The 22,318-nt window shown below is 59.0% G+C and carries 23 protein-coding genes; 9 read left to right on the plus strand and 14 right to left on the minus strand.

Translation table 11 applies throughout. The annotated features are described in order from the left end of the window. The first annotated feature begins 178 nt into the window (after nt 1-178). Nucleotides 179-1,456 carry an MFS transporter gene (locus tag WDZ78_RS16060; protein WP_113083181.1) on the plus strand — a complete coding sequence of 426 codons (1,278 nt, stop codon included), beginning with the start codon at nt 179-181 and terminating at the stop codon, nt 1,454-1,456. Between the two features lie 122 nt (nt 1,457-1,578). Here WDZ78_RS16060 and WDZ78_RS16065 read toward each other — a convergent pair whose 3' ends face one another. The 4 genes from WDZ78_RS16065 to rplS form a co-directional block, all read right to left on the minus strand. After that, nucleotides 1,579-2,541 carry a rhizobiocin gene (locus tag WDZ78_RS16065; RefSeq protein ID WP_425673570.1) on the minus strand — a complete coding sequence of 321 codons (963 nt, stop codon included), beginning with the start codon at nt 2,539-2,541 and terminating at the stop codon, nt 1,579-1,581. A gap of 180 nt (nt 2,542-2,721) precedes the next feature. Beyond that, the gene (locus WDZ78_RS16070) at nt 2,722-4,035 is read right to left on the minus strand and encodes an HlyD family type I secretion periplasmic adaptor subunit (protein ID WP_425673571.1); all 1,314 of its coding nucleotides are present in this window, start codon (nt 4,033-4,035) and stop codon (nt 2,722-2,724) included. Then, nucleotides 4,028-5,761, minus strand: coding sequence for a type I secretion system permease/ATPase (locus tag WDZ78_RS16075; RefSeq protein ID WP_425673572.1), 1,734 nt, complete (start codon nt 5,759-5,761; stop codon nt 4,028-4,030). The genes WDZ78_RS16070 and WDZ78_RS16075 overlap by 8 nt, the downstream gene beginning before the upstream one ends. A gap of 336 nt (nt 5,762-6,097) precedes the next feature. Next, nucleotides 6,098-6,637 carry a 50S ribosomal protein L19 gene (rplS, locus tag WDZ78_RS16080; protein WP_003505101.1) on the minus strand — a complete coding sequence of 180 codons (540 nt, stop codon included), beginning with the start codon at nt 6,635-6,637 and terminating at the stop codon, nt 6,098-6,100. 268 nt (nt 6,638-6,905) lie between these two features. Here rplS and WDZ78_RS16085 point away from each other — a divergent pair, with 268 nt between their 5' ends. Further along, nucleotides 6,906-7,652 (plus strand): sulfite exporter TauE/SafE family protein, encoded by a 747-nt coding sequence (locus WDZ78_RS16085; RefSeq protein WP_425673573.1) that lies wholly within the window; start codon nt 6,906-6,908, stop codon nt 7,650-7,652. On the opposite strand, the gene trmD is transcribed toward WDZ78_RS16085, so the two are convergent. From trmD to ffh, 5 genes are all read right to left on the minus strand, one after another. Continuing rightward, nucleotides 7,634-8,332 (minus strand): tRNA (guanosine(37)-N1)-methyltransferase TrmD, encoded by a 699-nt coding sequence (trmD, locus tag WDZ78_RS16090; RefSeq protein ID WP_425673574.1) that lies wholly within the window; start codon nt 8,330-8,332, stop codon nt 7,634-7,636. The two genes, WDZ78_RS16085 and trmD, sit on opposite strands and share 19 nt — an antisense overlap. 3 nt (nt 8,333-8,335) lie before the next feature. Further along, the gene (rimM, locus tag WDZ78_RS16095) at nt 8,336-8,902 is read right to left on the minus strand and encodes a ribosome maturation factor RimM (protein ID WP_425673575.1); all 567 of its coding nucleotides are present in this window, start codon (nt 8,900-8,902) and stop codon (nt 8,336-8,338) included. Nucleotides 8,903-9,022: 120 nt separating this feature from the next. After that, nucleotides 9,023-9,400, minus strand: coding sequence for a 30S ribosomal protein S16 (gene rpsP, locus WDZ78_RS16100; protein ID WP_003505093.1), 378 nt, complete (start codon nt 9,398-9,400; stop codon nt 9,023-9,025). 33 nt (nt 9,401-9,433) lie between these two features. Continuing rightward, nucleotides 9,434-9,751, minus strand: a complete 318-nt coding sequence (locus tag WDZ78_RS16105) for a chorismate mutase (protein WP_003520511.1) — start codon at nt 9,749-9,751, stop codon at nt 9,434-9,436. Nucleotides 9,752-9,762: 11 nt separating this feature from the next. Then, a complete protein-coding gene (gene ffh / locus WDZ78_RS16110; RefSeq protein ID WP_425673576.1) occupies nt 9,763-11,331 on the minus strand; it encodes a signal recognition particle protein in 1,569 nt (522 codons plus the stop codon). Between the two features lie 327 nt (nt 11,332-11,658). On the opposite strand from ffh, the gene WDZ78_RS16115 reads away from it, so the two are divergent. From WDZ78_RS16115 to WDZ78_RS16145, 7 genes are all read left to right on the plus strand, one after another. Next, the gene (locus tag WDZ78_RS16115; protein ID WP_425673577.1) at nt 11,659-12,729 is read left to right on the plus strand and encodes an MBL fold metallo-hydrolase; all 1,071 of its coding nucleotides are present in this window, start codon (nt 11,659-11,661) and stop codon (nt 12,727-12,729) included. A gap of 122 nt (nt 12,730-12,851) precedes the next feature. After that, nucleotides 12,852-13,751: a diaminopimelate epimerase gene (gene dapF / locus WDZ78_RS16120; protein ID WP_425673578.1), complete on the plus strand. Its 900-nt coding sequence runs from the start codon at nt 12,852-12,854 to the stop codon at nt 13,749-13,751. Continuing rightward, entirely contained in the window at nt 13,748-15,022 is a 1,275-nt protein-coding gene (mtaB, locus tag WDZ78_RS16125) for a tRNA (N(6)-L-threonylcarbamoyladenosine(37)-C(2))-methylthiotransferase MtaB (RefSeq protein ID WP_425673579.1), read from the plus strand. Before dapF ends, mtaB begins: the two co-directional genes overlap by 4 nt. 32 nt (nt 15,023-15,054) lie before the next feature. After that, the gene (ftsY, locus tag WDZ78_RS16130) at nt 15,055-16,491 is read left to right on the plus strand and encodes a signal recognition particle-docking protein FtsY (protein WP_425673580.1); all 1,437 of its coding nucleotides are present in this window, start codon (nt 15,055-15,057) and stop codon (nt 16,489-16,491) included. Between the two features lie 2 nt (nt 16,492-16,493). Beyond that, on the plus strand, nt 16,494-17,144 hold the full coding sequence (locus WDZ78_RS16135; RefSeq protein ID WP_003505077.1) for a septation protein A: 651 nt from the start codon (nt 16,494-16,496) through the stop codon (nt 17,142-17,144). Further along, the gene (locus WDZ78_RS16140; protein ID WP_425673581.1) at nt 17,141-17,737 is read left to right on the plus strand and encodes a DUF2585 domain-containing protein; all 597 of its coding nucleotides are present in this window, start codon (nt 17,141-17,143) and stop codon (nt 17,735-17,737) included. Before WDZ78_RS16135 ends, WDZ78_RS16140 begins: the two co-directional genes overlap by 4 nt. Nucleotides 17,738-17,855: 118 nt before the next feature. Next, nucleotides 17,856-19,037 carry a diguanylate cyclase gene (locus WDZ78_RS16145; protein WP_425673582.1) on the plus strand — a complete coding sequence of 394 codons (1,182 nt, stop codon included), beginning with the start codon at nt 17,856-17,858 and terminating at the stop codon, nt 19,035-19,037. A 16-nt stretch (nt 19,038-19,053) separates the two neighbouring features. Here the strand turns inward: WDZ78_RS16145 and WDZ78_RS16150 are convergent, their stop codons facing one another. The 5 genes from WDZ78_RS16150 to ccmA form a co-directional block, all read right to left on the minus strand. Beyond that, nucleotides 19,054-19,656: a DsbE family thiol:disulfide interchange protein gene (locus WDZ78_RS16150; protein WP_020010834.1), complete on the minus strand. Its 603-nt coding sequence runs from the start codon at nt 19,654-19,656 to the stop codon at nt 19,054-19,056. Next, complete coding sequence (gene ccmD, locus WDZ78_RS16155; RefSeq protein ID WP_020010835.1) at nt 19,653-19,826, minus strand: heme exporter protein CcmD; 174 nt, start codon at nt 19,824-19,826, stop codon at nt 19,653-19,655. The genes WDZ78_RS16150 and ccmD overlap by 4 nt, the downstream gene beginning before the upstream one ends. Before the next feature lie 4 nt (nt 19,827-19,830). Continuing rightward, complete coding sequence (locus tag WDZ78_RS16160) at nt 19,831-20,592, minus strand: heme ABC transporter permease (protein WP_020010836.1); 762 nt, start codon at nt 20,590-20,592, stop codon at nt 19,831-19,833. Between the two features lie 60 nt (nt 20,593-20,652). Beyond that, nucleotides 20,653-21,312, minus strand: a complete 660-nt coding sequence (ccmB, locus tag WDZ78_RS16165) for a heme exporter protein CcmB (protein ID WP_020010837.1) — start codon at nt 21,310-21,312, stop codon at nt 20,653-20,655. A gap of 202 nt (nt 21,313-21,514) precedes the next feature. After that, a complete protein-coding gene (gene ccmA / locus WDZ78_RS16170; protein ID WP_425673583.1) occupies nt 21,515-22,156 on the minus strand; it encodes a heme ABC exporter ATP-binding protein CcmA in 642 nt (213 codons plus the stop codon). Nucleotides 22,157-22,318 lie beyond the last annotated feature (162 nt).

Here is a 22,318-nt window from a genome sequence, read left to right on the forward strand (position 1 = left end):
CGCGACGGCTCGGCATTTTTATATGCGCTGCATCATGGCCGAAGCCCCTGACGGGCCTGCCTTATAGTGGTCGCCGCTGGTTATGATGCAGTGCAACTTGCGTATTTTGCAATGCACATATAGATGGGTTCCCTTATCATTTGCATTTCGACGAGCAATCGAAGGGAGGGAAAAGCATATGGTATCCGAAAAAGCCCTTATCTCGAAGATCACCTGGCGGCTGATGCCGTTTCTTGGCCTTCTTTATCTCATTGCCTATATCGACCGCCAGAATGTCAGCTATGCCAAGCTGCAGATGGTCGATGCGCTGAGCCTCAGCGAGTATGCCTACGGCCTTGGCGCTTCGCTGTTCTTTATAGGCTATTTCCTCTTCGAGGTGCCGAGCAACCTGTTCCTCAACCGTTTCGGCGCCAGCAAATGGTTCGCCCGCATTCTGGTTTCCTGGGGCGCCGTCACCATCGCGCTTGCCTATACGCAGAACGCCACGATGTTCTACATCCTGCGCTTCCTGCTCGGGCTCTGCGAGGCGGGTTTCTTCCCCGGCGTCTTGTTCCTGATGACGCTCTGGTTCCCGCGCGATTATCGCGGCCGCATGATCGGCCTGTTCATGATCTTCAGTGCGCTTGCCAATGCGATCGGCGCGCCGCTTGGCGGCATGCTGCTCGATCTGGATGGTTTCCTCGGTTATGCCGGTTGGGAATGGGTGTTCCTTGCGACGGGTATTCCCGCTGTCATCGCCGGTATCGCCACCTTCTTTTATCTTGATGATACGCCGGAAAAGGCGAAGTTTCTGTCGCAGGATGAGAAAACCTGGCTGAAGAACCGCTTGGCCGAAGAAAACAAGGGCATGGAAGAGCATGCGGAGGATGGCTTCAAGGCGCTGGTCAATCCGCGCGTTCTGTTCATGGCGCTTTGCTATGTCGGATTCCCGCTGGCCGCGTATGGTCTCAGCTACTGGCTTCCGACCATCGTGAAGAGCTTCGGCGTTTCCAACACCGCTAACGGCTTCATCAACATCATCCCCTGGGTGATCGTCGCCGTTGCCCTGTTCGTCGTGCCTTTGGCAGCCGACAAGGCAAAGAACAAGACGCCCTATATCGTCGGTCCTGCCTTCATCGGTGCATTTTGCCTGTTGATGTCGGCATTGCTCAGTGATCCGGTGCTGCAGTTCGCTTTCCTCTGCATTGCCGCCGCCGGCATCTTTGCAGGCCAGCCGGTGTTCTGGAGCCTGCCCGGCCGCTTCCTCAAGGGAGCAGGTGCGGCTGCGGGCATCGCCGCGATCAATTCCGTCGGCAATCTGGGGGGCTTCGTGGCGCAGAATGTGGTGCCATGGATCAAGGATCAGACCGGCAGCACCATTGCGCCGATGTTCTTCCTTGCCTTTTGCCTGGCGCTTGCCGGGGTACTGGTCATCATCGCAACACGCAGAATGGGCAATCAGATCAAGGCGGCCTGAGTTTGGAAGATTGCGACAGCTGGCACGATTGCAGGCCGTCGCACATGTAAAAATCGTGGCCCGGATGTTTCCGGGCCACGATCATTTTAAGCGGCGAATAATGAAAATTCTCTTCGAGAGAATTATGCGGTGAACCAATCGCTACCGGTCAGGTGAACACCGGCAACAATGATCTTTTCGCCCTTGTGCTCGCCAGTGACGTTGTAGCTGAGAATGGTGTCGTTATCGATCGTCGATACCGCCCAGTTATCGATTACCGTACCGACCAGCTTGAGCTTGTCCATGGCGGCGTTGAAGCCTTCGATGGTATCAGTCGCAAAGCTCTTGGCCATGTCGCCGAGATTAAAGACGAAGGTATCGGTGCCACCGCTTGCGATGATGTGATCAATACCCTTACCGCCGGTCACCAGCGAGGAAGCAAGTTTCACGCCGCTCAGGTCGATCGTATCGTTACCGGCACCCGCATCGATCTTGACAGAGGTGAAGCTGCCGTCCGTGATTCCAGCGCCGCCGTTCACAGCACCGGTGTTGGCGGCAAGACCGCCCGTGCCAGCCGCAGATGCGTCGTTGAATGCAGCGCCAGCCTTGACGATGATCGTGTCGTTGCCTGCGCCGGTATCGATGTTGAAATTGTTTACCCAGGTCTTTTCATTCGAAACGACAGAAACGGTGACCGTGTCATTGCCAGCGCCGGTCGAGATGTTGCCACGCTTGGCATTGAGAACTTCCACGGTGGACGAACCGGTGCCGCCAAGATGAACGTCGACCTGAACGAAATCCTTGAAGATAAGGTTTTCGGAGGTGTCGGACTGGGCGAGAGCGTTCTTTACCGAATTCCATGCAGACGAGACGTCAAATTTGAAGCCGTTCGAGCTGGGGTCATAACCAACATCGACTGTGCCACCCGCGCCGGTGCCGGCAACAGATACGGCGCCGACATTGACGCTGCCGGCATCCATCGAGGAACCGTTTTTGACCTGAGCGGTCGATTCCGTGAGGAGCTTATAAGCTTCCTGGTCGATCAGGCTGGTAAGCGAGGAAACCGAAGCGGCGCCGCCATTACCGAAAGTTACTTTTAACGCCATTTTAAACTCCTATAAATCTTTGAGAAATTGATGAATTGAAATTAAATTAATAGTAATTATTGCGGGTGATATTTAATACATAAAAAACGATAATACAATATAAGAAATCGGTTTTTCCGAAAAATCGCGTATTTGGTGTATTGAGAAATTTTCTCTCAAAGTCACTTTTGCCGAAATAAATCATTCCTGAACGAAGGTTTTTCTGAGTCTGTCTTGGAATGGTTTTACAAAATATGAAAGAACGCTCCTCTCGCTGGTCTGGATAAACACTTCGGCCGGCATGCCAGGATACAACTTCCCGCCAGGTAGGTGCGCCATGCCGGCCTTGTCGGGTTTGATGCGCAGCGCGTAATAAGATGCGCCAGTTCGGGAATCCGTCTGCAGATCGGGGGCAACGACGGCAACCTGCGCGCTCAAATCCGGCGTCGTACTTTGGTTGAACGCCGTGAAGCGAACGGTGACCGGCTGCCCGACGTAAATCTGATCGATATCACGCGGGGTTATATTGGCCTCGATGGCAAGCTCATCCCGCTCCGGCACCACCAGCATCAGCACTTCGCCGGGTTGAATGACGCCATTTATATTGTGCACCGAAAGCTGGTAGATACGACCGGCAATCGGCGAGCGGATGTCGAGGCGATCCAGCTGGTCGCGCGTTGCCGCCAGCCGCTCCTCATATTCCGCAACGGTCGCTTCGATCGATGTCAGATCTTTCGTGACTTCCGATTTGCGGTCTTCGTCGAGCTGGAGCAGTTGCAGATCCAGTTCGCTCAGCTTGCCCACCGTTTGCGCACGAGCGGCGATATATTGGCCCTGCTGGCCTTCGAGATTGGACAGCTGACGCTTGAGGAGGTTGAGGCGCTGGAGCGTCACGAGCCCTTTTTTGAAAAGCTCGTCCGTCTTGGCAACATCTTCCTTTACGATGGCAAGCTCACTGTCCGTCGCCTCCACCTGCACCTCGAGGCCGCGTGCCTCGTCACCGAGCTGGTCCTTGCGTGTTCCCAACTGCTTTTTCATGCCGATCAGTGCGCTGCGGCGGCTGTTGAAAAGGTTCTGTTCGCTGTCGATGAAGGTCTTGGCCGCCTTTGAACTCGTCAGTGCCGCCAGGTCTTCCGTCACGGTGAAAGAGGGTGCTTCGGCAATCTCTGCGCGGAGACGGGCCCGACGCGAGTAAAGCTGTGCAAGCGTATTCTCGATGATGGAGAGGTTCGCCTGAACGACGGTGGCGCTCAGCCGCAGCAGGATCTGGCCGGCCTCCACCCTGTCACCTTCGGCGACATTGATCTCGCTGACGATGCCACCGGAAAGATGCTGGATTTTTTTGGAATTGCCTTCAACGACCACCCGGCCGGTGGCGACTACCGCACCTGCAAGCTTTGCGAAAGCCGCCCAGCCGCCCAATCCGACCAGCAGACCAAGGGCTAGAACGACCACTGCGGTCGAGTGTCGGAGAATAGACGCATTCGTCATGCCGGGTTTTTCTGCCTCAACCATTTTCGCTCACCCGGTTTTCTAGTCTGCGCGTTTCTTCCTCCTCAGGCACCTGGCGGATATTCTGTCGCAGGATTTGCGCGAGCACTTCTTCCTTCGTGCCAAAGCGGAGCATCCGTCCGTTGCTCATCACCATCACCAGATTGACGCTTTCGATGGCGCTGGGGCGATGGGCAATGACGACGACGATGCCGCCACGCGCCCTGATGTCGCCAATCGCATTACGTAGGGCCCCTTCGCCTTCACTGTCCAGATTGGAGTTCGGCTCATCGAGAAGGACGAAGAAGGGTTCGCCAAACAGCGCGCGGGCGAGGCCGATGCGCTGTTTTTGCCCACCCGACAAAGCCTCACCGCGGTCGCCAATATAGGTATCGTAACCGTTGGGCAGGTTCAGGATCAGTTCATGCACCTGCGCGGCCTTTGCTGCGGCGACGATTGCTTCTGCAGTCGCATTGCGGTCGAAGCGCGCAATGTTCTGCGCCACCGTCCCCGGCATCAGTTCCACCTGCTGGGGCATGTAGCCGATGGACTTGCCGAGAAATTCGAAATCCCACTGGTTGAGCGCGGCCCCATCGAAGCGGACGGAACCACGCTCATAGGGCCAGATGCCGGTCATCAGGCGTGCCAGCGTCGACTTGCCGGACGCGCTTGGGCCAATGATGCCGAGCCCGTCGCCTGCGTTCAGCGTGAAGGAAATATCGGCGACCGTGTCGCGCGCGCCATTGGGCGGCCCACCCGTTACACGATCGACCGCGACGGTAAATTGCGGGCGCGGCAGGGAGAGCGGCGGTGTGGGTTCCGGCACCAGCTCCAGGAATTCGTTGACGCGTTTCCAGCCCTGTCTTGCGGTCATGAAGCTGCGCCAGTTTGCGATCGCATGCTCGACAGGACCGAGCGCCTTTGCAGAGAGGATCGAGCCTGCGATGATGCTGCCCGCCGATGCATGGCCGTCAATGACGAGCACGGCGCCGATCGCCATGACGCCGGACTGCAGCAACAGGCGGAAGGTTCGCGACATGGCGCCGAGCATGCCGGCCGTATCTGAAGTCGACAGGGTGACAGAGCGATATCTGGAGTGCAACTCGTCCCACATGGACGTCACTGCATCCATCATGCCCATGGTCTTGATGGATTCAATGTTGCGCTGACTGCTGCCGACGAGGACGTTTCTCTGCCCTCGTGCGGTATAAGCCTGCTTTGTCGCCCTTTCAGTCAGCCAATTGGTCAGAAGCGTCAGCACGATGAGAACCACGGCTCCGCCGAGTACGGCGAACCCGATCCACGGATGCAGGGCAAAACAGATCAGGAGATAGATGGGCAACCAGGGAATATCGAAAAAGGCCGCCGGGCCCGGCCCGGAGAGAAACTGGCGGATCTGATCGAGATCACCGACGATCTGCAGCCCATCGATCTTACCGGAAGCAAGGAGCGGGGCGCTGATCGACGCCCTGAAAAGCTTCTGATTGAGCGCGTCGTCCATATTGTCCGAGATGCGCGCCAATATACGGCCTCGCAGCGCGTCGAACCCCATGAGAAACGCGTAGAGAACGATCAGCAGAACGACCAGCGCCACAAGAGAGGGAATGCTCTTGCTGGGTAAAATGCGGTCGTAAACTTCCAGCATGAAAAGTGAGCCGGAAAGATTAAGGATGTTCATCAACGCGCTGGCGAGGCCAACTGCCAGGAAAGCGGACTTATTTCTTGTTAAAAAAGAATTAAAGAAAAACATAATAACACCTAAAACAGCAAGAAAATTGCACAATAAAGGGAATTAGGCAATGCTATTCGAGGATGGGCTAAAACACCCACACGAAAAAATGAAGTAAGTATCTGTAGTTGATTGGAATATTTCTGCACCCTTTCATGAAAAATGACTGAAAGGGCGCGCGGCAGATGAGCAGTATGGCGAGTTTTCTTTCGATTTTCCAAGCTGCCTAAAAGCGCTCCTGCGGCATAGTTCCAGGTCGCTTGCGAATTCTCAGTCTGCGGCTTTGGGTTTGCAGCGGGACACCACAAAAAAGGCGGCCAGAGGCCGCCTTTTCTTTAATCCATCGAAATGGAAATCTTATTCGGCTGCGGTTTCAGCAGCCTTTGCTGCTTCTTCTGCTGCCTTGGCTTCTGCGGCTTCGGCTGCTGCCTTCTCGGCGGCGAGGGCCTGTGCTGCTGCTACCTTTTCGGCTTCCAGACGTGCCTTTTCTTCGGCTGCTGCCTGGCGCTCGGATTCGTTCAGCTTGCGGGCGCGCGTACCGGTGTTTTCAACGATACGGGCAGCCTTGCCGCGACGGTCGCGCAGGTAGTAGAGCTTCGCGCGGCGAACCTTACCGCGGCGAACGATTTCAACGCCTTCGACCAGCGGGGAGTAGATCGGGAATACGCGCTCGACGCCTTCGCCGTAGGAGATCTTGCGAACGGTGAAGCTTTCGGAAAGGCCACCGCCGGAACGGGCGATGCAAACGCCTTCGTAAGCCTGAACGCGGGTACGGTTACCTTCGGTAACTCGCACGTTGACGCGCAGGGTGTCGCCCGGAGAAAACTCGGGCAGGGTGCGCTTTGCTTCGATCTTGGCGGCCTGTTCGGCTTCCAGCTGCTGAATGATATTGGTCATGTTAACCTCTGATTTCTTCTGAAACAGCCAGAGCGCTCAACAGTTCGTCCTTCGGTCAGAGCCTTGGGATCATGCCTTGCGGCAGGAGCGGGTTCGCCATTCTTTGCTTGCGGTTAAAGGGGTAAACCCCAATTCCACGCGGGCACATACACGAGGCAGCGCCGTTTGTCATCCCTTTCATGACAATATTTTATCAATTGCGCTCCGCATTCCGGCAGTTGCGAAGCGGCTTTCTGCCGGATATGGCATGAAAACCTTGGGAGGGGCCATGTCCATATTTATCGTTCTCATGCTGTTTGCGACCGGTTTTCTGTCTGGTGTCGTCAATGCCATTGCCGGCGGCGGCACCTTCCTGACCTTCGGAGCGATGACGCTCGCCGGCCTGCCGCCCATTGTTGCCAATGCCACCTCGGCTATCGTGCAGTTTCCGGGCTACATCACCTCCGTCATCGCCTATGGGCCGGAAATCCGTGCGCATTGGCGTGAGGCGATCCTGCTGTCGGCCGTTTCCGTCGTCGGCGGGCTGGCCGGCTCGCTGCTTCTGCTGTCGCTTGACAATCCTTCCTTTCGCCAGCTTGTTCCATGGTTGCTTCTGTCTGCCACCGCTGTCTTCGCAGCCGGCCCTTGGCTCAGGCCGAAGGCGAGTGCCGAGCGGTCACCCGGAAACGTGCCGAGCCTCGTCTTTCAGGGGCTCGCTTCCATCTATGGCGGTTTTTTCGGCGCCGGTATGGGTATCATGATGCTCGCCATCCTCGGGATAACCTCAGGCGGCAGCTATCATCATCTGAATGCGCTGAAGAACCTGCTGTCGGTGGTGATCGCCATCATCGCGATTACGATCTTCGTCAGCGGCGGCGTCGTATCCTGGTGGGCGGCGCTTATCATGTTCCCGGCAGCCGCACTTGGCGGCTATGCTGGCGTGCACACGGCAAGGCGTGTGCCGCAATGGATCATTCGCTGGCTGGTCATTGCGGTCGGCCTGATCTTGACGGCCTATTATTTCGTCTCGGCCTGAGCCTTTTTAAGAAGGTCTGGCCGTCTTTCCTTCGTCAGCGCCAGCGCCTGTTCGTGCCGCCATTTGTCGATGGCAGCGTGGTTGCCTGACGTGAGGATGGCGGGAATATCGCGGCCCTCCCAGTTCTGCGGGCGGGTATAATGCGGATGTTCCAGCAGACCGCCCTCAAAGCTTTCATGCACACCGGAAAGATCGTTGCCCATGACGCCCGGCAGGATGCGGACGATGGCGTCCAGAAGCGTCAGCGCGGCCGGCTCGCCGCCTGAGAGGATGTAGTCGCCGATCGACACTTCCTCCAGCCCGCGCGCTTCGATGACCCGCTGATCGACGCCTTCGAAACGGCCGCATACGATGATAGCACCGTCGCCCGCCGCCAGTTCGCGCACACGGTCCTGCGATAGTGGTTTGCCGCGTGGGCTCATCAGCAGGCGCGGTCGCGTATCGCCATCCGAAACATGGTCGATGGCTGCAGCAAGAATGTCGGGTTTCAGCACCATGCCCGCTCCACCGCCTGCGGGCGTATCATCGACGCTTCTGTGCTTGTCGGTGGCGAATTCGCGGATCTGCACGGCCTCAAGCGACCATTGTTCGCGCTCCAGCGCCTTGCCCGCCAGCGAATATTGGAGATGCCCCGGGAACATTTCCGGGTAGAGAGTCAGCACCGTAGCCTTGAAAGTCATTGCTTATTTCTCGCCGAAAGGCGACGAGCCGGTTTCGTCTTTGTCGTCCGGATTGTCGATCAGTCCGGCGGCCATGGGATCGATGAGAATACGGCCGCCTTCCAGATCGATTTCAAGTACGGCAGATTCGGAAAACGGAATGAGCGCGGGTCGGCGGCCCGCACCTTTCAGTTCCAGCAGATCACCCGCACCGAAATCGTAGACGGCGCTGACGGCGCCGTAGCTTTTGCCTTCGGCATCAACGGCTTCCAGCCCTTCGAGATCGGCATAATAAAACTCGTCATCGTCAAGCTCGTCGTCGGGCAGATTATCGCGGTCGATGAACAGTTCCAGCCCGTTCAGGCTTTCGGCCGCATTACGGTCGTTGATGCCCCTGAAACGAACGACGACAACGTTCTTGCCCTCGCGCACCTCGAGAATTTCGAAGACGCGGCCATCGGCGGTGACAAGATTGCCATAATCGCCGAGCGCCATCGGATCGGCCGTATAGGTGCTGACACGGACTTCGCCGCGCAGGCCCTGCGCGCCGCCGATCTTTGCCATGAGTACCGGGTTTTCCAGCTTTGCCATCGGGCCGTCCGTCTTCTGGTGGTGGTTGCGTCAGCTTTAAGGTTTGTTGACGCCAAAATAAACAAAAAACGGGCGGCATGGAAAACCACGCCACCCGTTCTTCAAAAGATTCTGCGCAGATTATTCTGCGGCAGAGGCTTCCGCAGCAGCAGCGGCTGCATCTTCAGCCTTCTGCTTCTTTTCAGCAACGCGTTCCAGAGCGCGCTTGCCCGGCTTTGCCTTTTCCGGGTTGCTGCGAGCGGCGCGCTCGGCAAGGCCGGCTTCTGCGAGGAAGCGCAGAACGCGGTCGGTCGGCTGTGCGCCCTTGGCGATCCATTCCTTGATGAGGTCAGCCTTCAGCTCGATGCGCTGCGGGTTGTCCTTGGCAAGCATCGGGTTCCAGGAACCGACCTTCTCGAGGAAACGGCCGTCGCGGGGCGAACGGGCGTCAGCAACGACGATCTGGTAGTACGGGCGCTTCTTGGAACCACCGCGTGCGAGACGAATTTTAAGTGCCATGTCATTTACTCCTTAGGATGGCTTGTCCGCCTTTCAGGCGGTCTTTTCGGTGCCGCCATGTTCGGCGGCGATTGCTTCATGATGCCGGATGACTTCCTTGATGATGAAGTTCAGGAACTTCTCGGCGAAATCCGGATCCAGATTGGCATCCTTCGCCAGGTGGCGAAGGCGTTCAATCTGGTATTCCTCGCGCGCCGGGTCGGCCGGCGGCAAATTGTATTTTGCCTTCAGCACGCCCACCGCCTTGGTACAGCGGAAACGTTCGGCAAGAATGTGAACCAGTGCGGCATCGATATTGTCGATCGACTGGCGGTATTCGGAAAGCTGGGCTTTCACCTCTGCATTGTTCACTGGTGTCCCCCTCACTTCTTTTTCGGAAAGCCGGGCAGGCCCGGCATGCCGCCAAGACCTGGCAGCTTGGCGCCGCCAAGGCCCGGCAATCCGCCCGGCATGCCGCCGAGGCCGGGCATCCCGCCCGGCTTGCCGAGACCGGCGGCTTCTGCCTGCTTCTGGAGCGCTTCAAGCTGCTTCGGATCGATGTTCGACAGATCAGGCATGCCGCCGCCAAGACCACCGAGGCCCATCTTGCCGGCAAGGCCGCCCATCATCTGCTTCATGATGCCGCCTTTGCCCTTGCCGCCCATGGCCTTCATCATGTCGGCCATGCCGCGATGCATCTTCAGAAGCTTGTTGATTTCAGCGGCATCGGTGCCGGAACCGGCGGCGATGCGCTTCTTGCGGCTGTGCTTCAGAATATCGGGATTGGCGCGTTCCGCCTTGGTCATCGACGAGATGATGGCGATCTGGCGGTCGAACATCTTGTCGTTGAGGCCAGCGGAAGCCATCTTGTCCTTCATGCCGGCCATGCCGGGCATCAGCCCCATGATACCGCCCATGCCGCCCATCTTCTTCATCTGGGCAAGCTGGTCGGAGAGATCATTGAGGTCGAATTTGCCCTTGGCCATCTTCTCGGCCATGGCACGGGCTTTTTCCGCATCGATGTTTTCGGCAGCCTTCTCGACCAGCGAGACGATGTCGCCCATGCCGAGAATACGGTCGGCGATACGGCGCGGATGGAACTCGTCGAGTTCGTTCATGCGCTCGCCAATACCGATCAGCTTGATCGGCTTGCCGGTGACGGCGCGCATGGAAAGGGCCGCACCGCCGCGTCCGTCGCCGTCCATACGGGTCAGTACGAGGCCGGTGATGCCGACGCGCTCATCGAAGTTGCGCGCAAGGTTGACGGCGTCCTGACCGGTCAGCGAATCCGCGACCAGCAGGATTTCATGCGGGTTGGACTTCTTCTTGATGTCGGCCATTTCCAGCATCAAGGGTTCGTCGATATGGGTGCGGCCTGCGGTGTCGAGAATGACGACGTCATGGCCGCCGAGCTTGGCAGCCTGCACGGCGCGCGCGGCGATATCGGTCGGCGACTGGCCGGCGATGATCGGCAGCGTGTCCACACCAGTCTGCACGCCGAGCTGGCGAAGCTGTTCCTGCGCGGCCGGACGGCGCGTGTCGAGAGATGCCATCAGCACCTTCTTCTTGTCGCGGTCGGTCAGGCGCTTGGCGATCTTGCCTGTGGTCGTGGTCTTGCCCGAACCCTGCAGACCCACCATCATGATGACGACGGGGGCGGCCGCATGCAGGTCGATCGAGACGCCTTCGGTGCCGAGCATCTCGACAAGTTCGTCATGCACGATCTTGACGACCATCTGGCCGGGCTTGATGGATTTCAGAACGGCTGCGCCGACAGCCTTTTCACGCACCTTGTCGGTGAAGGAACGCACGACTTCCAGCGCAACGTCCGCTTCCAGAAGCGCACGGCGAACCTCGCGCAGGGCGGCGGCAACATCGGCTTCCGTCAGCGCGCCACGGCCGGTCAGTCCATTCAGAATGGAACCAAGGCGGTCCTGGAGGTTTTCAAACATCGTTTCTTCCTTCTTCGTTCCGGGGTCTCCGAAACGTCGGTGCTTTCGCTGCCAAAAACAAGACGCAAAGCCAAAAAGCACCCGAGGGCGCATCGCGCTGTCGGGTGTTGACCTCCGGGATCTCTTTATACCTTTGCGGGTCCCGGTCGGCGGCTTGGAGTCATGAAACTGCCAGCTGATTGGCGGCGATAAACAGGAAAGCGCTGCAAAAGTCAAGGCGGCGCCGGTTTTCAGGCGCGAAAGCCTGTATTTCATCTTTGCGTGATTGGCCGTTGGCCGCCATTGACGGTGCTTGAACGACCCTCTTTCGCTCCCTATACATTTGTCATGAACCGTCGAAAATTTTTTCGTTTTTCCGCTCTTGGCCTGCTCGCTCTGGCGGGCGGCGGGCTTTACGCCCGCCGTTCGAGCGCCAGCGCCTATTATAGCGGCCCGATCTCCGATCATTTCGACGGGGTGCGCTTCTTTAACCCCGGCGGTTCGCCGCCCGGCAATTTCATGGGTCTGCTGAAATGGCGCTTCAATGGCGAGCGCGCCAGATGGCCGGAAAGCTATCCGAGCCCATTTCCCTTCGCAAAACCGGAAGCCCGGATCGACGGCAGGGACATGCGCGTCACCTTCATCGGCCATGCTTCGTTTCTCATCCAGACGGCGGGTTTGAATATTCTCGTCGATCCGGTGTGGTCGCAGCGCACCAGCCCTTTCAGTTTCGCCGGTCCCAAACGGGTCAATCCGCCAGGCATCCGCTTCGAGGATCTGCCGCCCATCGATCTGGTGCTGGTGACGCATAATCACTACGACCATCTGGATATGGAAACGTTGAAGCGCCTGCATGTGGCGCACAAGCCGCTTTTCATCACGCCGCTTGGTAATGACGCGATTATTCGCACCAGTGTCGAGGCGGCGCGTATCAAGGTGGGTGATTGGGGCGATGTGGTGGAGACAGGTTCGGTGAAAATTCATTTCGAACCGTGCCACCACTGGTCGGCCCGCGGTCTTAACGACCGACGCATGGCGCTCTGGGCCGCCTTCGTCATCGAAACGCCAGGCGGTAAAATCTACCATATCGGCGATACCGGCTTCCACGAGGGCCTCAATTATCACGCCGCGCGCAAGAAGCACGGTGAGTTCCGTCTCGCCAACCTGCCTTTCGGCGCTTATGAGCCCCGCTGGTTCATGAAGGGCCAGCACCAGAACCCGGCGGAAGCCGTGGAAGGAATGAAGCTTTGCGGCGCGGCGCATGTTTGCGGGCACCATTGGGGGACAGTACAGTTGACGGACGAGGCCGTGGATGCGCCGCTTGCGGCCCTCAAGGTTGCGTTGACGGAGCAGGGGGTCGACGAAAGCCGTTTCCGGCCAATGCGTCCCGGTGAAGTTTTCGACGTGCCTTCCGTCTGACCGCGGCCCCGTTTGCGCCGCAACAGTCTGGTAATTTGCCGGTCTTTCCGCCATATAGGGCGAAAGCGCGGGGCAAATCCCGAATGCAAACCGGTTTTCAGACAGTTTTCAGGTTTAAGGCGATGGCGGATACGGTCGAATTTGCGAAGATGAACGGGCTTGGCAACAAGATCCTCGTTATCGACATGCGCGGCCGTAAAGATATGGTCACGCCGGAGGCGGCGATTGCGCTGAACGCCGATGCTGCCACACAGTTCGACCAGATCATGGCGATCCACGATCCGCGTGTTGGCGGCACGGATGCCTTCATCGACATTCTCAATTGCGACGGCACGAAGGCGCAGGCCTGCGGCAATGGCACGCGCTGCGTGGTGCAGGCGCTGTCTTCCGAAACGGGCAAGAGCAGCTTCACCTTCCAGACGGTGGCGGGCATTCTGAACGCCGTCGAGCATGAAGATGGCATGATATCAGTCGATATGGGCCTGCCGCGGTTCCGCTGGAGCGACATTCCGCTTTCGGAGGAATTTCACGATACCAGCCGCATCGAATTGCAGATTGGCCCGATCGATGCGCCGATCCTGCATTCGCCTGCTGTGATGTCCATGGGCAATCCGCACGCGATCTTCTGGGTGGATCGTGATCCAATGGAATTCGATCTCGAACGTTTCGGGCCGCTGCTCGAAAACCATCCGATATTTCCGGAGAAGGCCAATATCACGCTGGCGCAGGTGATTTCCGACAGCGCGCTTCGCACCCGCACATGGGAACGCGGCGCAGGGCTGACACTCGCCTGCGGTTCGGCCGCCTGCGCATCAGCCGTTTCCGCCGCCCGCACCGGCCGTACCGGCCGAAAGGTCACCATCGATGTCGCCTCCAGCCCCATCCGCGTGCCGCTGACCATCGAATGGCGTGAGGACAATCACGTCATCATGACCGGTCCGGCCGAATGGGAATGGTCCGGTTCCGTCGATCCTACCACCGGCGCCTGGGCGCGCGATGCGGTGGAGCGAGGGGCTGTATGAGCGGCGTCGAGGTCATAACCTTCGGCTGTCGTCTCAACACCTATGAATCGGAAGTGATGCGGGCGGAGGCCGAAAAAGCCGGGCTCAACAATGCCGTGCTGGTCAATACCTGTGCGGTGACGGGCGAAGCGGTGCGTCAGGCGCGCCAAGCCATCCGCCGCGCACGGCGCGACAATCCGCATGCACGCATCATTGTTACCGGCTGTGCCGCACAGACGGAAAAACAGACCTTTGCCGAAATGCCCGAGGTGGATGCGGTGCTGGGTAATGAGGAAAAGCTGAAAAGCGCCTCCTATCGCGCGCTGCCGGATTTCGGCGTTTCGGCGGAAGAAAAGCTGCGCGTCAACGATATCATGAGCATCAAGGCGACAGCGCCGCAGATGGTCAAGCACATAGACGGGCATGTGCGTGCCTTCATTCAGGTACAGAATGGCTGCGATCATCGATGCACCTTCTGCATCATTCCTTATGGGCGCGGCAATTCGCGCTCCGTGCCCATGGGTGCGGTGGTGGATCAGGCGCGCAGGCTGACGGAAAGCGGCTATTGCGAAATCGTGCTGACCGGGGTGGATGCGACCAGCTATGGCGCTGACCTGCCCGGCGAGCCGTCGCTTGGTTATCTTGCCAAGACATTGCTGAAGCAGGTGCCGGATATTCTGCGCCTGCGTCTTTCCTCCATCGATAGTATCGAGGCCGATCATCATCTCATGGATCTGATTGCCGATGAGCCGCGTTTCATGCCGCATCTGCACCTGTCCCTCCAGCATGGCGACGACATGATCCTGAAACGCATGAAACGCCGCCATTCACGGGCCGATGCCGTTCGTTTCTGTCACGAAGTGCGGGCGCTGCGGCCGGAGATCGCCTTCGGCGCGGATATGATCGCCGGTTTTCCGACCGAGACGGAAGAGATGTTTGAAAATGCCGCGACGCTGGCGGAAGAATGCGGCATTTCCAGCCTGCATGTATTTCCCTACAGCCCCCGTGCCGGCACGCCGGCGGCTCGTATGCCGCAGCTCGACCGCGCGCTGGTGAAGGAGCGGGCGGCGAGGCTTCGTGAACGCGGAGAAGCGCTGCGGCTCACGCATCTGCAAGGTATGGTCGGTTCGATGCAGACGATCCTCGTCGAAAACAACGGTTTTGCCCATACCGACAATTTCACGCTGGTCGCGGCGCCTGATCTTCTTGCGCGTACTCTTGCGCAGGTTGCGATTACCGGCCACAACGGCAAACATCTGAACATGAAGCTTCTGGCGGCGGATGCGGCCTGAGGCGGCTAAAGAGAAAAGACACGGGAACGACCATGGCCCTCGGCTTCATCAAAAAAGTCTTTTCGTTCGGCAGGGACAAGGCCGAAACGGACGACCGGCCGCAAGAGGATGCCGCGCCCGAACGCGGCAATGAAAATGCCTCCTTCGAAGCGGCGCTGAGCGACGCGCAAGCGCATGACCCTGTCGACAAGGACCCGGTTTCCGATCTGGAGATGGAGACGGCCGGCGGCCCGGCTCCGGACGATGTTGTGGATGCGGTCCCTTCCGAAGAGGATGAAGAAGAGGACGCGCCGCTGCTGCCCGGCGCCGAGCTTTCCGGCGATATGGGCATCGTGCCGCTGTCGCTGCTGCAGGCGGAAGCCGCTGCCGAAGAGCAGGCCGAACCTTTGCCGGAAGCCGTGGATGCCGTGCTCGATGCGGATGCGATGGATGCGCTTCTCGAAGAGGCCGAGGCTGCGAGCGCGGTCGAACCCTCCGCCGTTCCGCCCGCTTTGCCCAAGGGTTTTTCGTCGGCCAGCGAACGGCAGGAGCCTGCCCCTGCCGCACCTCAGGTAAAACTGACATGGTTTCAGCGTCTGCGCGCCGGGCTTGCGCGCACATCATCCCAGCTTACCACGCAGATTTCGGCGCTCTTCACCAAACGCAAGCTGGATGAGGATACGCTCGACGAGCTGGAAGACCTTCTCATCCAGTCGGATCTGGGTGTCGAGACCGCCATGCGCATCACCGGCGCCCTGTCTTCAGAGCGTTACGGCAAGGATGTCAGCGGCGAAGATGTGGCGCGCATCATGGCGGGTGAGATCACCAAGGTCCTGAAGCCTGTCGCCAAACCGCTTGAACTCGATCTTTCGCACAAGCCGCATGTCATTCTTGTCGTCGGCGTGAACGGCACGGGCAAGACGACGACCATCGGCAAGCTTGCCGCCAAGCTCTCTGGATCAGGCCTCAAGGTCATGCTTGCGGCAGGCGATACCTTCCGCGCAGCGGCTATCGAACAGCTCAAGATCTGGGCCGATCGCACCGGGTCGCAATTCATCGGCACCAAGCTCGGCGCGGATGCGGCGGGGCTTGCCTATGATGCCTATGAGCAGGCGCGGGCGCAGAAAAGCGATGTGCTCATCATCGATACGGCCGGCCGTCTGCAAAACAAAACGGAACTGATGGCGGAGCTGGAAAAGATCGTGCGGGTGCTCGGCAAGCTCGATCCGGATGCGCCGCACACCGTGCTTCAGACGCTGGATGCGACGACCGGCCAGAACGCCCTGAACCAGGTGGAAATATTCCGCAATGTCGCGGGTGTTTCGGGCCTGATTATGACAAAATTGGATGGCACGGCGCGGGGCGGTATCCTCGTTGCCATTGCCGCCAAACACAAGCTGCCGGTTTATTTCATCGGTGTGGGTGAAGGTGTGGACGATCTGGAGCCCTTCGAGGCGGAAGATTTCGCCAAGGCCATTGCGGGAGTTTGAGTATGGATATCGAAAGCAATTCCAAGGAAAGCGAAAAGATGGTGGCGGAAATCAGCCCGCTCCTGAAATTCGTGCTCGAGCTTGGCCCGCTTATGGTGTTCTTTTTCGCCAACTCCCGCGGCGAGTGGTTGGCGTCGACTTTCCCCGTGCTGACCGAATTCGGCGGGCCGATCTTCATCGCCACCGGCCTGTTCATGATCGCAACGGCGCTCGCGCTTTCGGTTTCATGGGTGCTGACGCGGAAACTGCCGATCATGCCGCTGATATCAGGCATCGTGGTGTTCGTCTTCGGCGCGCTGACCTTGTGGCTGCAGAACGACACCTTCATCAAGATGAAGCCGACCATCGTCAACACGCTGTTCGGCGTCATTCTGCTGGGCGGCCTGTTCTTCGGGCAATCGCTGCTGGGTTACGTCTTCAATTCGGCCTTCAGGCTGACGGATGAGGGCTGGCGCAAGCTGACGCTGCGCTGGGGCGTGTTTTTCCTCTTCCTCGCGGTGATGAACGAGGTTGTGTGGCGCATGTTCACCACCGACACCTGGGTCGCCTTCAAGGTGTGGGGCACGATGCCGATCACCATCATCTTCACCATGGCGCAAATGCCGCTCGTCATGCGTCACTCGCTGGAACCGCTCAACAAGGACGAAAAATGACAATTGCAGAGATGTCGGCTTCCCGTTCACGCTCGCTTAAATGGTTCGGCGTGGCCGCCGGCCTGCTTCTTCTGCAGATCGTCATCCTCTACGCCATGGGCCGCATTCCGATCTGCGAATGCGGTTATGTGAAGTTGTTCGAGCCGGGCGTGAACACACCGGGCAATTCCCAGCATCTGGCCGACTGGTATACGCCCTCGCATATCATTCACGGCTTCCTGTTCTACTGGTTCGCCTGGCTGCTCTTTCGCAACCAACCGCTTTCCATGCGGCTGTCACTTGCGGTTCTGGTGGAAGCGGCATGGGAAATCCTTGAAAACTCGCCCCTCATCATCGATCGTTACCGCACCGCGACCATGGCCCTGGGTTACACCGGCGACAGCATCCTGAACTCGGCGATGGACACGGTTTTTATGGTGCTGGGTTTCCTCTTCGCCGCCCGCGTGCCGGTGTGGCTGACGGTTGTGATCGCCATCTTCTTCGAAATCTTCACCGGCTGGCTGATCCGCGATAATCTGACGCTGAACGTCGTCATGCTGGTCTGGCCCGTGGAGGCAATCAAGGAATGGCAGAACGCGCTCCCGCAAATGTGAACGCAGCTGCCGGGATTTTGGCCGGGATGGGCTGAAACTGCGCGAGACATGCAGGCTTTCTTAAGGGCATTGCGGTATCGTTAGGGTTCAAAGACCCGTCTCTTCCTGGCAGAACCCGTTGCAAGATAATTTCGCCTATCTTCTCCCCTTCATCATGCTGACATTCGGCGTGGTGTTCCTGTTCCTGCAGAGGATCGGTCACGCTTCTGCCCGCTATTGGGGTATCGGATATCTTTCGGCGGCCTTTGGTTTTGCGACGCCTCTGGTGCTCGGTGGCCTGCCTTTCGAAGTCCAGGCGATCCTTTCGAACCTGTTGTTCTTCTCCGCCTTCTTCCTCTATGGGCACGCGCTGCTTACCCATTTTGACCGGCCGCTTTATACCGTGGCCCGATTGTCGATCGTCGTGGTTGCGGTGTTGCTGGTCTCTTTCCATGTTTTCATCACGCCGGATCTGAAGCGCGAGCTCGTCATCGGTGATCTCGTCTGCGCCCTTTTGCTCGCGATCCCGGTCTGGCTCGTGCGAAAGCGCCCCGTCGCGCTCGCCGACAGGCTGATGGTGGGAATTGCCTGTCTTGTGGTAATGGAAACGCTGGTGCGCATCGGCATGCTGCTGGTGATGACGCCGGGGGGCTCAATGATAGAGCTCAGCGAATTCTTCGAGTCGGATTATGCCTTCTACATGCAGCTCGCCGCGAGCATTTTCGGCTTCCTGCTTGCGCTTTCCGTGCTCGCGAGCCAGATTTCCGTCACCGTCGACCGTCATCTGCATGCGGCGGAACATGACCCTTTGACTGACGTGCTGAACCGCCGCGGCTTCGACCGGCGTGTTCCCGATTTTCGCAACGATACGCCTGAGGGTGCGGTCATCGCCTGCGACATAGATCATTTCAAGCGCATCAACGACGTCTATGGCCATGCGGCCGGTGATATCGTGCTCATCGGCCTTTCCGATCTTCTCAGACGAAACGCACCCGGGGATGCGCTGGTGGCGCGCTTTGGCGGTGAGGAATTCGTTGTCTTCCTGCCCGGCCAGACAGCCGCCGCAGCCGGCCAGTTGGCCAATGGCATGCGGACAGGTCTTTCGTCGCTCGATTGGCGCAACCGGGGTGTAACCAGCCAGATCACCGCGAGTTTCGGTGTCTCGGCCGTCGCAAGGGGGGATCATTCCATCCACGACGCCATCAAGCGTGCCGATGACAGTCTTTATGCCGCAAAACATGGCGGTCGCGACCAAGTCGTGCTGGAAGGTATGCGTCTGCCGGCTGAAGGCCCGTCGCTGAGGGTCGTTACCAAGGGGTGATACCTTGCGGAGCGGGTTATTTCCCCGCTGCGGCCGCGATCGCTGGCAGCAGGTCCCGTTCGACGCTGCGGGCATCGAAGGGGCCGACCTTTTTATAGAGGATCGTGCCGTCCGCCCCGACCAGATAACTTTCGGGAATGCCATAGACACCCCAGTCAATCGCAGCCTTGCCGTTCGGATCGACGCCTATCGCAGCAAAGGGATTACCGAGTTCACCGAGGAAGCGCAGCGCATTATCCTGCTTGTCCTTGTAATTGATGCCGACGACGGTGATGCGGTCGTCCTTCGCCAACTCCTGAAGCAGCGGATGCTCCTGCCGGCAGGGAATGCACCAGGAAGCGAAGACGTTGACCAGCGTCAGCTTGCCTTTGATGGCGGTATCGGTCAGCGCCGGAAGGTTCGAGCCCTCCAGCGGCGGCAGTGACAGGGCGGGTGCCTTAGTGCCGATAAGCGCCGAGGGAATGGCGCTGATGTCAAGTCCGTTCACATCCTGATCGTAAAGCATCTTGCCAGCGATGAGGGCGAAACCGCCAAACAGCAGCAACGGGAGAAGCGCCAGCGCATAACGTGCGCGGCCCGTCGTTTTGGCTTTGGTGTCGTCGTGGTTGGCCTGCGTCATTGCGCGTCACCTGCGGAACCGGCTCTTACCCTGCGGCGCACACCGGAGGCCTCCAGTTCCTTCAGTTCCCGTTTGCGCGCCTGACCGTCCACGACGACCCAGGCGATGAGACAGAGAACGACAAGGCCCGTCGCCGCATAGGACATTCCGATATAAAAGGCGTGTGTCATTCCCTCAGCCCTCCCGGTTCGCCATGCGGGCGGCAAGCCGCCGTTGCGCGGCGACACGCCGGCGCCAGATTTCATTACGCATGGCGGCGATATGCAGGGTGAAGAACAGCAGCGTGAACCCGATGGCCATCGTCAGAAGCGGCCAGAGAAATTCCGCATCGATGGCGGAACCGCCCATGCGGATGACGCTTGCCGGCTGGTGAAGCGTATTCCACCACTCGACCGAAAATTTGATGATGGGGATATTCACGAAACCGACGAGGATCAGCACGGCGCTGACACGGGCGGCTCTGGAGGGGTCGTCCATGGCCCGATTGAGTGCGATGAGCCCGAGATACATCAGGAAAAGCACGAAGACGGAGGTCAGCCGAGCGTCCCATACCCACCAGGTTCCCCACATGGGTTTGCCCCAGAGCGAGCCGGTGATGAGTGCGATGAGCGTGAAGGCGGCGCCGATGGGGGCGGCGGCCTTATGGCTGACATCCGCGAGCGGGTGACGCCAGACGAGGGTGCCGATCGCGGAGATCGCCATGACCGTATAACACATCATGGCCAGCCACGCCGAGGGGACGTGCACATACATGATGCGCACGGTGTAACCCTGCTGATAATCGCCCTCGGTCGTAAAGGACAGATAGAGGCCTATGGCCAGCACCAGCGCTGTCAGAACAGCGAGCCAGGGCAGAATGCGTGCCGCCAGCGCCAGGAACCGCGTGGGGTTGGCGAGATCACTGAATTTGGTGATGGTGAAGGTCTGCTCGTTCATGCCGTTTGTGTAACCCGAGAATGGCCGTCCCGCAATTGATCCCTGTCAATCGGTGCTTCATCAATCCATAACATTGCGCAATGCCAAAGCGGCAAAGAAAGGGCCGGTCACGGCTGAAAATAACGTGATCGCGCCAAGAATAAGGAATGGCGGCATAAAGGGCGCCGGGTCCTGCACGGCTGCATAGGAAGCGCTGACGCCGAAGATCAGGACGGGAATGGCGAGCGGCAGGACGAGGATGGAGACCAGAAGGCCACCGCGTGGCAGGGCAACGGCAACCGCCGCGCCCACCGCGCCGATGAAGGTGATGGCGGGTGAGCCAACGAGAAGGGTCAGCATGACGGCGCCGATCGCCACCTCGTCCATGTTCATGAACAGGCCGAGCAGCGGCGAGGCAAGCACCAGCGGCAGGCCGGTCGTGACCCAGTGCGCCAGGCATTTCACGAAGACGGTCAGGACAAGCGGGTTTTCCTGCATCAGGATCAGATCGAGGGAGCCGTCATCCCGTTCGGCCTGAAACAGCCGGTCGAGGCCGAGAAGGGCTGATAGCAGCGCGCCGATCCAGACGATGGCGGGGCCGATGCGGGCAAGCAGGTTGAGATCTGGGCCGACGCCGAAGGGGATAACGGCAACCACCGTCATGAAGAACAGCACGCCGATCAGCGCGCCGCCGCCGGCGCGGATGGAGAGTTTTATATCGCGGAGGAAGAGGGCGGTCATTGGTAGGGCCTCGTGTTCGCGGGGTTACCCCCCTCTGCCCTGCCGGTCATCTCCCCCTCAAGGGGGGAGATCGGCAGGAGGCACTTTCGCCGCTCCATCCGCAAACTTCGAGATGGGCGAAACCTGGCCGCAGATCGATCTCCCCCCTTGAGGGGGAGATGCCCGGCAGGGCAGAGGGGGGTATGCCACGCGTACATCACCCTCATGCCCAAGCCTCCACCCCAGCAAACCCCGTCATCTGCAATTCCCGCGCATTTTCCAACCCAAGGGATTGATGAGTCGCCGCCAGGACGATCCCGCCTTTCCCCAGATGGTTTTTCACGAGAGCGGTAAACATCCCGTCCGCAGCCTTATCAAGCGCCGCGGTCGGCTCATCGAGAATCCACACCGGTCGCCATGCAATCAAAAGCTTCGCCATGGCAAACCGCCGCTGCTGGCCGGCGGAGAGATAACCGAAGGGCAGGTGGGTAATGCCGGCAAGGCCGACGATCTCCGCTGCCTCATCAATCGCCATGCTCGTACCGCCGGCAAAGTCGCCGAGGAAATCCTTCCAGAAGCGCAGGTTTTCCGAAACGGTCAGTTCGGTTTTCATGGCATTGCGATGGCCGAGATAATGGCAGGCCTCCGAAGGACGCATATCCGGCTCAATTCCTTCGCCGGCTATCCTCATCCGTCCCTGCTCGGGCCGCAGAAGACCGGCCACCGTGCGCAGCAGCGTGGATTTTCCCGAGCCGTTGCGCCCGGTCAGCACCAGCGCCTGTCCGTCGCTTAACTTGAAGGAAATATTCATGAATATGAAATCTTCGCCGCGTCGCACGCCAAGATTTTCCGCCGTCAAATCCATGCTGCGGTTCCGTTTCAGATTTCGTCGTCTCGATAAAAAAATCGATTAGCTTGGTTGAATGGTCTGGCACGTTTGTCTGAAATTATCTATATGGGTGTCAACACGCCAGCGGCCGGCGTGAACATCATCTTGCGCCGGACTTGACGATTGCGAGGAGCAATT

Source organism: Agrobacterium sp. M50-1, from assembly GCF_049843495.1.
In the GTDB taxonomy this organism is placed as follows: domain Bacteria; phylum Pseudomonadota; class Alphaproteobacteria; order Rhizobiales; family Rhizobiaceae; genus Agrobacterium; species Agrobacterium radiobacter.